This is a genomic window from Lichenibacterium minor, assembly GCF_004137685.1.
GTDB classification, from domain to species: domain Bacteria; phylum Pseudomonadota; class Alphaproteobacteria; order Rhizobiales; family Beijerinckiaceae; genus Lichenihabitans; species Lichenihabitans minor.
Genome location: NZ_QYBB01000015.1, coordinates 1 through 13,474 on the forward strand (window position 1 = coordinate 1; position 13,474 = coordinate 13,474).

The window sequence follows — 13,474 nt, forward strand, 5'->3', positions numbered from 1 at the left end:
TGACGCAGCAGAACGCCGCCATGGTGGAGGAGTCCACGGCCGCCAGCCACGCCCTGTCGCGGGAAACGGCGGAGCTCAGCCGGCTGATCGACGGGTTCCGGCTGGGCGACGCCGCCCCGGCGGCGCGCCACGCCCCGGCACCCGCACCCGCACCCGTTCCGGCCCGTCGCCCGGCCTCGACCCCGGTCCCGGCCCTCCGCACCACGGGCCGGGGCGGCGCCGCGCTCGCCCCGGCCGCCACCGCCGCAGATTGGGAAGAGTTCTGATGGCCGCCGCCCCCCGCACCAACCGCCGCCGGGTTCGTCCCAGTCCCGCCCCGGCCGACCTCACACCCGAACCGGTGCAGACCATGACCCCCTTCAGGCTTGACGAGACCCTGGACCTCCGCGCGGCGGGCGTGCTCCGCGCGGCTCTCCTGGAGCGCCGCGGCGCGGACCTCCAGGTCGACGCCTCGTCGGTCGTCCACCTCGGCGGCCTCTGCGCCCAGGTGCTCGCCGCCGCCGCCCTGACCTGGGCCGCCGACGGCGTCGCCCTCACCTTCCCGGCCGCTTCCGACGCCTTCGAGCAGGGCGCGCGGCTGCTGGGCCTCCATTCAACTCTGCTTTCCGAAGGTTTTCCCACATGACCAAGACGGTTCTCACGGTCGACGACAGCCGAACCATCAGGGACATGCTGCGCGTGACCCTGTCCTCCGCCGGCTATGCGGTCCTCCAGGCCGAGGACGGCCAGCAGGGCCTCGACATGTTGGGCGACGCCAAGCCCGACGTGATCATCACGGACATCAACATGCCCCGGCTCGACGGCTACGGCTTCATCGCGGGCGTGCGCGCCCACGGCGACCTGCGCGCCGTGCCGATCCTGGTGCTGTCGACCGAAAGCGACGCTGAAAAGAAGCAGCGCGCCCGCGCCGCCGGCGCGACCGGCTGGATCGTCAAGCCGTTCGACCCCGCGAAGCTCGTGGACGCCGTCCGCCGCGTCGCCGCCTGACAGCCCAGACCGCCGACATCGAGGAACCCCCATCGTGGACGCTCTGGCCGAAATCAAACAGACCTTCTTCGCGGAATGCGAGGAGCAGCTCGTCGAGCTCGAGACGGGCCTGCTCGCCATCGAGGCGGGCGACCACGATTCCGAGACCATCAACGCGGTGTTCCGCGCGGTCCATTCCGTGAAGGGCGGGGCCGGAGCGTTCAACCTCACCGACCTCGTCCACTTCGCCCACACGTTCGAGAACGCGATGGACCTCGTCCGGGTCGGGCGCCTCGCCCCCGCCCCGGCGCTGATCCGGGTGATGCTGCGCGCCGCCGACATCCTGGCCGACCTCGTGCGCGCCGCGAGGGCCGACGCCCCCCACGACGCCGCGAGCGCCGCCGTGGTGGCGGCGGATCTGACGGTCGCCTGCGCGGGCGCCGCCCCCAAGGGCAGCACCGCGGCGGCCCAGGCCGCCGCCGCGCCGGCCGAGGACGCCTTCGCCTTCGTGCCGCTCGCCGTCGACCTGTCGGAGTTCGGCGACCTCGGGGACGCGGTCGACCTCGCGCCCGCCCCGGCGGCGAACCGCTTCCGCATCGTGTTCCAGCCGCGGCCCGAGCTCTACGCCAAGGGCAACGACACCACGATCCTGATGCGCGAGCTGGCGTTGCTCGGCGCGCTCGACGTGTCCTGCGACGCGTCGGGCCTGCCCGGCCTCGCCGACATCGACCCCGAAGGCGCCTACCTCACCTGGACGGCGACGCTCGACACGGAGCGCGACGAGGCGGCGGTGCGCGACATCTTCGACTTCGTCGAGTGGGACAGCAGCCTGACGATCGAGGCCGTCGCCGACGCGGCGCCCCCGGCCGAGCCGGAGTTCGAGTTCCAGGCCATCCCGGTGCTGGAACTGCCCGACCTCGACCTGCCCGAGCCGGAGCCCGCCCCCGAGGTGCAGCAGCCCGCCGCCGCCAACGTGGTGGCCCTGCCGACCCCGTCCCGCGAGGCCGCGCCTTCCGCCGAGGCCGCAGCTCAGCCCGGCGTGCAGGCGTCGCCGACGATCCGCGTCGACCTCGTGCGCGTCGATCGCCTGATCGACCTCGTGGGCGAACTCGTGATCAACCAGGCCATGCTGGCCGAGCGCGTGAACGAGGCGGGCCTCGCCCGCATGTCGCAGGTCGCGGTGGGCCTCGACGAACTGGAGCAGCTGACGCGCGAAATCCAGGACAGCGTCATGGCGATCCGGGCGCAGCCGGTGAAGTCGGTGTTCCAGCGCATGCCGCGCCTCGCCCGCGAGGTGGCGGCCCAGGTCGGAAAGACCGTGCGCCTCGTCACCGAGGGCGAGAACACCGAAGTCGACAAGACCGTGATCGAGCGGCTGTCCGACCCCCTCACCCACATGATCCGCAACGCCATCGACCACGGGCTCGAGAAGCCCGAAGCGCGGCGCGCGGCCGGCAAGCCCGAGGAAGGGCAGGTGCGCCTGTCGGCGCTGCACCGTTCGGGCCGGATCGTCATCGAGATCTCGGACGACGGCGTGGGCATCAACCGCGAGCGCGTGCGCGCCATCGCGGTCGAGAAGGGGCTCATCCCGGCCGACAGCAAGCTGACCGACGACGAGACGGACAACCTCATCTTCCTGCCCGGCTTCTCGACCGCCGCCGTGGTGTCCGACATTTCGGGCCGGGGCGTGGGCATGGACGTGGTGAAGCGCTCCATCCAGGCGCTCGGCGGCCGCATCTCCATCGCGTCGGTGCCCGGCAAGGGCTCCACCTTCACGATGAGCCTGCCGCTGACCCTGGCGGTGCTGGACGGCATGGTGGTGACGGTGGCGGGCCACACGCTCGTCATCCCGCTCACCGCCATCGTCGAGATCCTGCTGCCCAAGGCCACCGAGGTGCACGGCTTCGGCGGCGCGTCCCGGGTCATCCGGGTGCGCAACGGCTTCATCCCGCTCGTCGACGTCGGCGAGGTGATGGGCTTCCGCGGGCCGCTCGACGACGCCCGCGCCGGCGTGGCGCTGCTGGTCGAGGTCGAAGGCGGGGCGCGCTCGGCGCTCCTCGTCGACGCCATCCAGGGCCAGCGCCAGGTCGTCATCAAGAGCCTCGAATCCAACTACGGCCACGTTCCCGGCATCGCCGCCGCCACGATCCTCGGCGACGGCCGCGTGGCCCTGATCCTCGACGTCGACGCCGCGGCGGCTTCCGGGCCGCGCGGCACCGCCGACCTCACCCTCGCCCTCGCAGGATGACTTCCCCGATGAACCAAGCCCAGAAGACCGAAGGCGCGGGATCGCGCGAGCTGATCTCCTTCCTGATCGGCACCCAGGAGTTCTGCGTCGACATCATGTCGGTGCGCGAGATCCGCGGCTGGACTCCCGCGACCCCGCTGCCCCATTCGCCGCCCTTCGTGCGCGGCGTCATCAACCTGCGCGGCGCCGTGCTGTCGATCGTCGACCTCGCGGCCCGGCTGGGCTTCCCCCCCACCGAGCCGTCCGCCCGGGCCGTCATCATCGTGGCCCAGGTCGGCTGCCAGGTCGTCGGGCTCCTGGTCGACGCCGTGACGGGCATCCTCACCGTCACGGCCGACACCGTGCAGCCGACGCCCGACGTCGCGTCCGACATGGCGCGCAGCTTCGTCACCGGCGTGCTGGCGGTCGAGGGCCGCATGATCAGCCTGATCACGCTGGACCACGTCCTGCCCTCTGTCGAGCGGCAGGCCGCATGACCGTCGTCCAGGCCTCCTCCCGCCCGCGGCCGGGAGTCGCGCGTCCGGACAGCATCGTCGAGGGGGAGTTCGCGTTCCGGGCGGAGGACTTCCGCCGCATCGCCGCCATCCTGCACGCCGATGCGGGCATCTTCCTGCCCGAAACCAAATCGACCCTGGTGTATTCGCGGCTCGTGAAGCGGCTGCGGCTGCTCGGCATCGGCTCGTTCCGCGACTATTGCGCCTTCCTCGACGAATCGTCGGGCGCCGACGAGCGCCAGCAGATGATGGCGGCGCTGACCACCAACGTGACGCGGTTCTTCCGGGAGCCGCACCACTTCGAGCACCTCAAGACCGCCGTCCTGCCGCCCCTGCTCGCCGCCGCCAAGCGCGGCGGCCGCGTCAGGATCTGGTCGGCGGGCTGTTCGCGGGGGCACGAGCCCTATTCCATGGCGATGACGGTGCTGTCGCTGATGCCCGACGCGGCCGACCGCGACGTCCGCATCCTCGCCACCGACATCGATCCCAACGTGGTCGAGGAGGGGCGCGCCGGCGTCTACGACCGCGCGGCGCTCGAAGGCACCCCGCCGGCCGCGCTGACGCGCTTTTTCCGGCAGGACGGCGCGCGCGGCAACGCCGCGCTGTTTTCCGCCACGGACGACATGCGCCGCCTCGTCACGTTCCGCGAGCTCAACCTCATCGGCACCTGGCCGATGGCGGGGATGTTCGACGTGGTCTTCTGCCGCAACGTGGTGATCTACTTCGACGAGGCCACGCAGGCCAAGGTTTGGGCCCGCTTCTCCGAAAAACTCGTGCCGGGCGGTACGCTCTGCATCGGCCATTCGGAACGGCTGTCGGGCCCCGCGCAGGGCCGTTTCACCAACGTCGGCATCACCACCTACCGCCACGACGGGGGAAAGACAGCATGAAGAAGAGCCGCGTCCTCGTCGTCGACGATTCGGCCAGCATGCGTCAGCTCATCTCGGCGGTGCTGTGCACGGCGCCCGACCTCGAGGTGGTGGGCCACGCGGCCGACCCGCTCGAAGCCCGGCAGGCCATCAAGGACCTGAGCCCCGACGTCGTGACGCTCGACGTCGAGATGCCCAACATGAACGGGCTCGAGTTCCTCGAAAAGCTGATGCGGCTGCGGCCCATGCCCGTCATCATGGTGTCGAGCCTGACCTCGCGCGGCGGCGAGGTGACGACGCGGGCGCTGGAGATCGGGGCGATCGACTGCGTGACCAAGCCCGCCCTCGGGGACGCCCGCCCCTTCGGCGACCTCATCGAGAAGGTCCGCATGGCGGCGACGGTGCGGCTGGGCCCGGGCCGCACGGCGCCGGCCGCGCCCGCGGCGCGCGGGGCCGACGCCTACGCGCCGGACGGGCGCATCGTCGCCATCGGCGCCTCCACGGGCGGCGTGGAAGCGCTGACGGCGGTCCTGACCGCGCTGCCGCCGAACTGCGCCCCCGTGGTGGTGACGCAGCACATGCCAGCGCTGTTCACCCGCAGCTTCGCCGAGCGGCTCGACAAGCTTTGTGCCGCCACGGTGGCGGAGGCGACCGACGGCGCCCCGCTGTCGCCGGGGCGGGTCTACATCGCCCCGGGCGGGGGACAGCACCTGGAGATCACGGGCGGCTCGTCGCTGCGCGGCAGCGGCAATCCGCCGCGCTGCCGCCTCAGGGAAGCGCCGCCGGTCAACGGCCATCGCCCGTCGGTGGACGTGCTGTTCGGCTCCGTCGCCAAGGTGGCGGGCGCCGAAGCCCTGGGCGTGATCCTCACCGGCATGGGGCGCGACGGCGCCGACGGGCTTCTGGCGATGAGGCGGGCCGGGGCGGCGACACTGGGACAGGACGCGGCGAGTTCGCTGATTTACGGTATGCCCAAGGCGGCCTTCGAGACGGGCGCGGTGGAGCGGCAACTGCCGCTCCGCAGGATCGGCGCCGAGATCACGGCCATGACGAACAAGACTCACAGGACCTGACCCCGATGCCGCTCGCCTCAGTTCTGAAAGTGATGATCGCCGACGACCAGCAGACCAGCCGTCTGTTGATCCGCTCTGCGCTGTCGGACATCGGCATCACCAACGTCGCCATGGCCAAGGACGGCGAGGAGGCGCTCCAGATGTTGATGAAGAGCCCCGTCCACCTGGTGATCTCCGATTACCACATGCCCAAGCTCAACGGCGTCGAGCTGTTGCGCGCCGTTCGGGCGCATGGGCCGACCCAGAAGAGCGCCTTCTTCCTCCTGACCGGCGTTGAGGACACGGAGTTCCTCAAGCTGGCCATGAGCCTCAAGGTCAACAACTACCTGAAGAAGCCCGTCTCGGTGCCCGAGCTGAAGAAGAAGATCGAAGCGGTCTTCGGGGGGCTGCAGTGAAGCGGGCCGAGGACGGCTCCTTCAACCTCAACATCGTCCAGGGCGAGCAGCGGGTCAGCGAGGACCCGTCCGAATGCGTGTCCACGCTGCTCGGCTCCTGCGTGGCGGCCTGCCTGCACGATCCCGTGGCGCGGGTGGGGGGCATGAACCACTTCCTGCTGCCCGGCGGCGAGGGGGACCGCAGCCACGCCGAGCGCTTCAGCGTCCACGCCATGGAACTGCTGGTCAACGCGCTTCTGGCGCGCGGCGCGTCCCGGTCGCGGCTCGAGGCCAAGCTGTTCGGGGGCGCCAGCACCATGCACGGCTTGTCCGACATCGGCGCCATGAACGCGGGCTTCGCGGTGCGGTTCCTCGCGCGCGAAGGGATCGGCCTCGGGTCCTCCTGCCTCGGCGGGGACCGGGGCCGGCGCATCCAGTTCTGGCCCGTGTCGGGGCGGGCGCGGCGCCGCTTCATGGCGGCGACGGAAGCCCTGCCGCCGCAGCGCGCCGCGCCGCCGCCGCCCGCTTCGGGCGCGCTGGAGCTCTTCTGAGAAGCGGTATGCTGATGACCATCGACCCGCTCGCCCCGCCGGCGCGGACCGCACGGCGCCGTTCTCCGGCGACCGTCGCCGCCGACCCGGCCCAGACGGCCGCCGCCGCCGACGCCGCGCTGCTGGTCCGCCGGGTCGGCGACGCGCTCGGCGACCTGGCGCTCGCGGTCGACGGCCTCCAGGTCGGCCTCGGGCCGACCCTGGCGGCCGCGGCCGTGCAGGACCCCGCCCTCCTGCTGGAAGCGCAGAAGCTCGATCTCGTGTCCCAGTCGCTGAGGGGGCTGATGGACTTCCTCGCCGCCGTCGGCCAACGCCGCATCGGCCAAGAACCCCTCCACATCGACCGCGTGGCCGCCTCGCTCACCCTGAAGAGCCTCGCCGACCGCCTGGGCGGCGCGTCTCCCGCCATCGCCGCCGACGAGGCGGACTGGTTCTGACGACCCGGTCGGCCTGATCCACCCCCCAGACATGGGATCGATCGGCAGGGCGATCGGCCATCGCGGACGCGGTGAAGCAGGCCAGGTCCGGTGTCACCAACGGGGTGCCGCGCACGAACGTTTCTCGTGGCGCGAGTTCCAGCTTGGCGGAAACCGGACCGCCATGGCGGCCGTCCCGAGTTCGAGCCGACCGCCGGTGTCCGCCCGCTCTGGAGCCCGCTGTCGCGCGGCACGGACGGCGATCGCGGGTCGGCACCGGCTATCGTCTGCCGGACGGCAGGGCTGGGCGGGAAGCGCGCTGGCCGGCTTCAGGCGGAGGTCGTGGGGCGGCGGCCGACGGGCACCGCTCGGCACCCTCGCCCCTCCGACGCCGGACCGACCCGGCCCCCCGGTCTCCGACGGATCGCCCCCAGGGCGAACCTTGCCGGCCCGCCCGGTTTGGTCGACGGCTCCTGGATCACCGATGTCCGCGCGCGCCGGCGAGGCGCATCGGGGAGGTCGACCGCAGCGGACTGCTGGACCGGCCGATGCTGTAGCTCGTCCGGCTGACTGCGAAGTCCTCGAGCGGGACGGGTTTCGAGAAGTAATAGCCCTGAGCGTGGCGGATCTTGGTCGCACCCGCCAAGTACGTCAGCTCCTCGATGCTTTCGAGCCCTTCGGCGATGACCGTCATGTCGAGAGCGTGGCCGAGCGACTCGATCGCCTTCAGGATGATCTGGCTGCGCGGCCGGCGGTGAATGTCCGAGATGAACGAGCGATCGATCTTGAGTTCGTCGGCCGTGAGGTCGGCCAAGGCCGACAGGGACGAGTAGCCCACGCCGAAGTCGTCGATGGACACCTTGGCGCCGATCTGGCGCAGCATCGGCAGAACGTGCGCCTGGAGCGCGCTCTTGACGAAGAACGCCTCCTCGGTGAACTCGATCATGAACCTTTCGGCGAGCCCGGTGTCCGCGAGGTCGCCGACGAAGTCCGTCATGAAGCCGATGTCGCCGGCCTGCTTGGCGGCGACGTTGAGGCTGATCGTGGTGCCCTCGCCGAACACGGCATCGATGTCCGCGACCGCCGCGACGGTCTCGTCCAGCACCATGCGGGTGATGTCGTCGATCATGCCGAGTTCCACCGCGAGGGCGATGAACTCGCCCGGCCCCTGGATGACGCCGGCCTCGTCACGCCACCGCAGCAGGACTTCCACCCCGACGGTGCGGTGCGTGTGGATGTCCACCTTGGGCTGGTAGGCACACAGGAAACGCCGGTCGCGGAGCGCCGAGCGGAGGCGCTGCTCGGCCTCGGTGCGCGCCGCGGCGGCGCTCCGCATCGCGCCGTCGAACACGGCGATCGCCCCCTTCCTGTCGCTCTTGACGCGGTACATCGCGAGGTCGGCATTGCGCCGCAGCGTTTCGAAGTCCTGACCATGGCCGGGATAAAGGCTGATGCCGATCGACGCCGAGGTGAAGATCTCGTGGCCGTCCGCCAGCATGGGCTCCTTCAGCCGCCGCAGCGCGGTCTCGACGTCCGCCATCCTGTCGGTCGCGCCGTCGAGCAGGATGACGAACTCGTCCCCTCCGATGCGGGCCAGGAAGCTGCCGCTCGGGAGGCAGCCGTTGAGGCGCCCGGCGACCCTGATGAGGATCTCGTCGCCGACGGCATGGCCGTAATGGTCGTTGATCTGCTTGAAGCCGTCGAGGTCCACGAAGGCCAGGGTGAAGGCGCATCCGCCCCGGCGCATCAGTTCGGTGACGGCGTGCTGCAGGTGGAACCGGTTCGGCAGCCCCGTGAGGTCATCGTAGTAGGCGCGGCGGAACAGTTCCGGATCGGTGCCGACCTGCGGCTGCACATCGACGCCCGTCCGCCGCGGGTCGCCATCGTGGTGTCGCGGGGCGCCGGGCACCGGCGCGGGGGCGTCGAACATGGGGTGAATGTCCTGTTCCGGTCGGGCAGCGTCCATCGACGGCGGCATCGCGGCGCTCACGTGGGCTGGGCCCGGAACAGGGTCGACTCGAGCCGGTTCCGCAACAGGCGCAGGTCGGTGTTCTCCTCCTCGGGTTCGGCCTCGTCCTGATGGGGCCTGCCGCTCATCGACGCCCCGCGCCACCGCTCGACCACGGCCTTGATGAAGTCCGGGCTCGTCGGGTCGAGATGGGCGACGCCGAGGGCCCGCGACGCCTCGTTCTGGGGCAGGCCCGCTTCGGGCAACTGCCGGAACGTCAGGCGGACCGGGACCGACACGCCTTCCCCGAACGCCACCGCTTCCCCCGTCGCCAGCGTGGGAACGAAGGACAGGAGGTTCGCCGCGGCGTCCGACACCGCCGACCGCAGCAGCGCCTGGTCCCGCTCGTTGGCCATCCGCATGGCGAACAGCGTGCCGCATTGGGCGATGATCGTCGCATCGAGTTCCGCGGGCCGCTGCGTCACGAGGCCGAGGGAGACGCCGTATTTGCGCCCCTCGCGGGCGATGCGGATCAGCGCGCGTCGCGTCGGATTGAAGCCGGCGGTCAGGTCGGACGAGGCGTAGCGATGCGCTTCCTCGCACACGAGCAGCAACGGCACCGCGCCCTCGCTCCAGACGCCGAAATCGAAGGCGAGGCGGCACAGCACGCACACGACGGCGTCCATGGTTTCGGCGGGCAGCCCCGCCATCTGCATGACGGTGATCGGCTTGCCCTTGGGGTCGAGCCTGAACAGGTTGGCCAGAATGGCGCCCATCGTGTCGCCGCCCACGTTGGCGTTCTCGAACATGAACGCGTAATGCGGGTTGTTGCGGATCGTCTCGATGCGCGCCATCAGCCGATGGTAGTGCATCCGGGCGCCGCGGTTCTCGAGCCGGCCCATCCTTTCGTCGATCTGGGCGACGAGGTCCTGGATCGTATAGGGCACCGGGGTGTCGACCGTGTGGCCGGAGGATTTGACGTCCCCCTTGCGCCTGACCGTGCGGTCGACCGACTTGTACTGCGAGTAGAGCGCCTTGGCGATCGGGATGACTTCGGCGAGGATCTCGATCTCCTCGGCGACGGGCGGGCGCCCCCCGTAGACGACGTCCATCAGCTCTTCGAAGTTGAACAGCCAGAAGGGCAGCTTGACGCTGCGCGACGTGACGACGTTGGCCCGGTTCCCGAAGCAGCGCCCATATTCATTGTGGCCGTCGATCAGGAAGATGCGCTGCTGATCGCGCGACGTCATGACCTCGTCGAGGATCACCGCCATGCCGCTCGACTTGCCTACCCCCGTCGTGCCCAGGAGGGCGAAGTGCTTGTTCACCAGGCCTTCCACGTCGATGCAGGCCGGCAATGCGTCGTCCTGGTGGAGCAGGCCCACCGTCGCCAACGCGGCATCCTCCGTCGCGTAGATCAGCCGGAGGTCGGACGAGGACAGCGGGATGGCCTCGTCGCCGATGGCGGGATATTCCGACACGCCCCGCTTGAAGCGGCGCACCCCGTTCCGTCCCTGCCGGATCTCGCCCATCAGGTCGACCAGGATGGACGCTTCGAAGCCCCGATCGCGCGCCCCGACGGGGAGGTCCGCCGTCGCTTCCGTCACCATGGCGACGATGAACGAGCGGCCGATCCGCAGGCCGACGAACCGGCCCACCGTCGACGAATGCTGCGCCACCCGGTGCTTCGCCGACATCACACCTATGCTGGCCCGCGAACCCGTCACGCCGATGACGCGGCCGAAAGGGGCGGCATTCGCCGCGTCCACCGAGACTTGATGCGTTTGGTCGTCGTTCATCTCAGAAGGCCACCCGGTCCGACGAAGTTCTGTCCGCCACTTGAGCACCGGAGTGAGAAGAAAGTGCTATCGCCTCTCGTTAAGGCCCGTGAAGGCTAACCCGGCCTTAACTCCCCGGACCTCGCAGCGGGACCTCCGACACTCCGGTGTTTCTCGGGGCGCTCTGCCTCGCGGGGAAGGATCGTCGGCGCCCGTCGAGCCGACGCGGCCCCGGTGCGGGGCTCGTCGTCGCGACCCGATGCGGGATCGGGCTGCAACGGCCGGGCCGGGTCGCCACCCGACTCGCAGGCATCGTTGCAGGCCATCACAGGAGCCCGGGACGCCGGTCGCGACGGTCATCCCCGCTCAGGCCGCGGGCCGTGCCAGACCCCGAAGGGGACGCGCAGCCACAAGGCCGAGGGCCGGTGCGCCGACGGGAGCACTCGAGGCGAGGGGCCGACGACGGCCGTGTGACGGTGCATCGCGTCGACGGGACCACCGCTTCGGGGCGTGGCGCGACCGCCCTCGACCGCCCCGAGTGGGTGGGGAAGCGGAACGGCTGTTGCTTGGGGGGGACCGGCGCGACGGCGGATGTCCGTGCGCAGAACACCGACCCTCGTTTCGTGGAGCAGGGGCTCGTTCGCCGCGGCCGTGCGATCGTCGACGGGGCCTGAGAGACACGGCCAACCGCGAGCGGGGGAACGCACGGGCCCGACGGCGTTCACGCGCCGTTTACGCGTCGCCGTCCGACCGCGTCTCGATCGTTCACGCCGATCAGGCCCATCACAGCACTCCCGGCGGCTTCCGCCGCGAGAGGCTTTCCCATGCTCGACCTCGCTTTCCTGGCCACCGGCGCGGCCCTGTTCGCCTTGGCTGCCGCCTACGCGGCGGCCTGCGACCGCCTGTGAGCCACGCCGTGAGCGAACCCCTGATCGGACTCGCGGTCGCGGCCTGCCTGGGCCTCTACCTGCTCGTCACCCTCATCCGCCCCGAACGCTTCTGAAAGGGACGCCGGCCTCCGAGGCCGGCGGGACATCACCAATGACCATCGTGGGTTGGCTACAGATCGCCATCGTCCTCTTCGCCGTCCTGGCCGCCGCCGCGCCGCTCGGCGGCTACATCGCCCGCGTCATGGCGGGCGAGCGCACCCTCCTGTCGCCGGTGCTCGCCCCCGTGGAGCGCGCCTTCTACGCCGCCATGGGCGTCGACCCACGCCGCGAGCAGGGCTGGCGCGGCTACACGCTCGCCATGCTGGCCTTCTCGGCCGCGGGCTTCTTCTCCCTCTACGCGCTGCAGCGGCTGCAGGCCGTGCTGCCGCTGAACCCGCAGGGGTTCGACGGCGTCGCGCCCGACCTCGCCTTCAACACGTCGCTGAGCTTCGTCACCAACACGAACTGGCAGAACTATTCGGGCGAGACCACGATGGGCAACCTCGTGCAGATGCTCGGCCTGACGACGCACAATTTCGTGTCGGCCGCCACCGGCCTGGCGGTGGCCTTCGCGGTGGTCCGCGCCTTCGCGCGCTCGGAAGCGGCGACGCTCGGCAACTTCTGGGCCGACCTCACCCGCGGCACGCTCTACCTGCTGCTGCCGATGGCGGTCGTCACCGCGCTGGTGATGGTGGCGCTCGGCGTGCCGCAGACGCTGGCGGGATCCGTCGACGCGGCGACGCTCGAAGGCGCCAAGCAGGCCCTCGCGATCGGCCCGGTGGCGAGCCAGGAGGCCATCAAGGAGCTCGGCACCAACGGCGGAGGCTTCTTCAACGCCAATTCCGCCCATCCGTTCGAGGACCCGAGCGTGTGGACGCTGATGCTCCAGATCTGGGCCCTCCTGGTCATCCCGGTGGCGACGGTGTTCGCCTTCGGCCGCGCCATCGGCCGGCCCGCGGAAGGGCGCGCCCTGCTCGCCGCCATGGGCGTCGTGCTCCTGCTCGGCACCGCGGTCGTCTACGGCGCGGAATGCTTCGGCGACCCCATCGTCCACGCGCTCGGCGTCGGCGCCGCCGGGGGCAACATGGAAGGCAAGGAGGTCCGCTTCGGGCAGGCCCTGTCGGCGCTCTTCACCGCCGCCACCACCGGCACGTCCACGGGCGCGGTCGCCACGATGCACGATTCGCTGACGCCGCTCGGCGGCCTGGTGCCGCTGTTCAACATGCTGCTCGGCTGCATCACCCCCGGCGGCGTCGGCTCGGGCCTCTACGGTATCCTGGTGCTGGCCGTCGTCGCGGTCTTCGTGGCCGGGCTGATGGTGGGGCGCACGCCGGAATACCTCGGCAAGCGGATCGAGGCGCGCGAGATGAAGCTCGCCATGCTGGCGGTGCTGATCTACCCGCCGCTCGTGCTCGGCTTCACGGCCGCCTCGCTGCTGCTGAAGACCGGCCTCGACAGCCTCAACAACGCCGGCCCGCACGGCTTGTCGGAAGTGCTCTACGCTTATGCGTCGACCACGGCCAACAACGGCTCGGCCTTCGCGGGGCTCAACGGCAACACGCCCTGGTTCAACACGTCCCTCGGCATCGCCATGATGCTCGGCCGCTTCGCCTACCTGGTGCCCGTGCTGGCGCTGGCCGGCTCGCTCGCCGCCAAGAAGAAGGCTCCCGCTTCCGCCGGCACCTTCCCGACCGACGGCCCGCTCTTCGTCGGCCTGCTGCTCGGCGTGATCGCGATCCTCTACCTGCTGCAATATTTCCCCGCCCTGGCCCTGGGCCCCGTCGTCGAGCACTTCTCGATGATCGCCGGCCAGACCTATTGAGACCCG

The 13,474-nt window shown here is 70.8% G+C and carries 13 protein-coding genes and 1 pseudogene; 12 read left to right on the forward strand and 2 right to left on the reverse strand.

Annotated elements, in window-relative coordinates:
* From D3273_RS14040 to D3273_RS14085, 10 genes and pseudogenes are all read left to right on the forward strand, one after another.
* Nucleotides 1–266: pseudogene (locus D3273_RS14040) on the forward strand (methyl-accepting chemotaxis protein); the annotation flags it as partial.
* Nucleotides 267–349: 83 nt separating this feature from the next.
* Nucleotides 350–625, forward strand: a complete 276-nt coding sequence (locus tag D3273_RS14045; protein WP_129227519.1) for an STAS domain-containing protein — start codon at nt 350–352, stop codon at nt 623–625.
* Nucleotides 622–987, forward strand: coding sequence for a response regulator (locus tag D3273_RS14050; protein WP_129227520.1), 366 nt, complete (start codon nt 622–624; stop codon nt 985–987). The genes D3273_RS14045 and D3273_RS14050 overlap by 4 nt, the downstream gene beginning before the upstream one ends.
* Before the next feature lie 34 nt (nt 988–1,021).
* A complete protein-coding gene (locus tag D3273_RS14055; RefSeq protein ID WP_129227521.1) occupies nt 1,022–3,214 on the forward strand; it encodes a chemotaxis protein CheA in 2,193 nt (730 codons plus the stop codon).
* Nucleotides 3,215–3,222: 8 nt separating this feature from the next.
* The gene (locus tag D3273_RS14060; RefSeq protein ID WP_129227522.1) at nt 3,223–3,690 is read left to right on the forward strand and encodes a chemotaxis protein CheW; all 468 of its coding nucleotides are present in this window, start codon (nt 3,223–3,225) and stop codon (nt 3,688–3,690) included.
* Nucleotides 3,687–4,598: a CheR family methyltransferase gene (locus tag D3273_RS14065; RefSeq protein ID WP_129227523.1), complete on the forward strand. Its 912-nt coding sequence runs from the start codon at nt 3,687–3,689 to the stop codon at nt 4,596–4,598. Before D3273_RS14060 ends, D3273_RS14065 begins: the two co-directional genes overlap by 4 nt.
* A complete protein-coding gene (locus tag D3273_RS14070) occupies nt 4,595–5,650 on the forward strand; it encodes a protein-glutamate methylesterase/protein-glutamine glutaminase (protein WP_129227524.1) in 1,056 nt (351 codons plus the stop codon). The genes D3273_RS14065 and D3273_RS14070 overlap by 4 nt, the downstream gene beginning before the upstream one ends.
* A gap of 5 nt (nt 5,651–5,655) precedes the next feature.
* Nucleotides 5,656–6,045 carry a response regulator transcription factor gene (locus tag D3273_RS14075; RefSeq protein WP_129227525.1) on the forward strand — a complete coding sequence of 130 codons (390 nt, stop codon included), beginning with the start codon at nt 5,656–5,658 and terminating at the stop codon, nt 6,043–6,045.
* The gene (locus D3273_RS14080; protein WP_129227526.1) at nt 6,042–6,575 is read left to right on the forward strand and encodes a chemotaxis protein CheD; all 534 of its coding nucleotides are present in this window, start codon (nt 6,042–6,044) and stop codon (nt 6,573–6,575) included. Before D3273_RS14075 ends, D3273_RS14080 begins: the two co-directional genes overlap by 4 nt.
* Before the next feature lie 14 nt (nt 6,576–6,589).
* Entirely contained in the window at nt 6,590–7,012 is a 423-nt protein-coding gene (locus tag D3273_RS14085; RefSeq protein WP_129227527.1) for a hypothetical protein, read from the forward strand.
* Nucleotides 7,013–7,469: 457 nt separating this feature from the next.
* Here D3273_RS14085 and D3273_RS14090 read toward each other — a convergent pair whose 3' ends face one another.
* Both D3273_RS14090 and D3273_RS14095 read right to left on the reverse strand, forming a co-directional pair.
* Entirely contained in the window at nt 7,470–8,921 is a 1,452-nt protein-coding gene (locus tag D3273_RS14090) for a putative bifunctional diguanylate cyclase/phosphodiesterase (RefSeq protein ID WP_245501161.1), read from the reverse strand.
* 56 nt (nt 8,922–8,977) lie between these two features.
* Complete coding sequence (locus tag D3273_RS14095) at nt 8,978–10,738, reverse strand: ATP-binding protein (protein ID WP_129227529.1); 1,761 nt, start codon at nt 10,736–10,738, stop codon at nt 8,978–8,980.
* A gap of 883 nt (nt 10,739–11,621) precedes the next feature.
* On the opposite strand from D3273_RS14095, the gene kdpF reads away from it, so the two are divergent.
* Together kdpF and kdpA are read left to right on the forward strand one after the other, a co-directional pair.
* The gene (gene kdpF / locus D3273_RS28255) at nt 11,622–11,720 is read left to right on the forward strand and encodes a K(+)-transporting ATPase subunit F (protein WP_165359493.1); all 99 of its coding nucleotides are present in this window, start codon (nt 11,622–11,624) and stop codon (nt 11,718–11,720) included.
* 38 nt (nt 11,721–11,758) lie between these two features.
* Nucleotides 11,759–13,468, forward strand: coding sequence for a potassium-transporting ATPase subunit KdpA (kdpA, locus tag D3273_RS14105; protein WP_129227531.1), 1,710 nt, complete (start codon nt 11,759–11,761; stop codon nt 13,466–13,468).
* The last annotated feature ends 6 nt before the right edge of the window (nt 13,469–13,474 follow it).

Excerpts from the sequence above, each read along its gene's own strand:
- D3273_RS14075 (WP_129227525.1), top strand. The coding sequence starts at position 5,656 with ATGCCGCTCGCCTCAGTTCTGAAAGTGATGATCGCCGACGACCAGCAG.
- D3273_RS14090 (WP_245501161.1), bottom strand. The coding sequence starts at position 8,921 with ATGTTCGACGCCCCCGCGCCGGTGCCCGGCGCCCCGCGACACCACGAT.
- kdpA (WP_129227531.1), top strand. The coding sequence starts at position 11,759 with ATGACCATCGTGGGTTGGCTACAGATCGCCATCGTCCTCTTCGCCGTC.
- D3273_RS14050 (WP_129227520.1), top strand. The coding sequence starts at position 622 with ATGACCAAGACGGTTCTCACGGTCGACGACAGCCGAACCATCAGGGAC.
- D3273_RS14060 (WP_129227522.1), top strand. The coding sequence starts at position 3,223 with ATGAACCAAGCCCAGAAGACCGAAGGCGCGGGATCGCGCGAGCTGATC.
- D3273_RS14085 (WP_129227527.1), top strand. The coding sequence starts at position 6,590 with ATGACCATCGACCCGCTCGCCCCGCCGGCGCGGACCGCACGGCGCCGT.
- D3273_RS14095 (WP_129227529.1), bottom strand. The coding sequence starts at position 10,738 with ATGAACGACGACCAAACGCATCAAGTCTCGGTGGACGCGGCGAATGCC.
- D3273_RS14065 (WP_129227523.1), top strand. The coding sequence starts at position 3,687 with ATGACCGTCGTCCAGGCCTCCTCCCGCCCGCGGCCGGGAGTCGCGCGT.
- D3273_RS14045 (WP_129227519.1), top strand. The coding sequence starts at position 350 with ATGACCCCCTTCAGGCTTGACGAGACCCTGGACCTCCGCGCGGCGGGC.
- D3273_RS14070 (WP_129227524.1), top strand. The coding sequence starts at position 4,595 with ATGAAGAAGAGCCGCGTCCTCGTCGTCGACGATTCGGCCAGCATGCGT.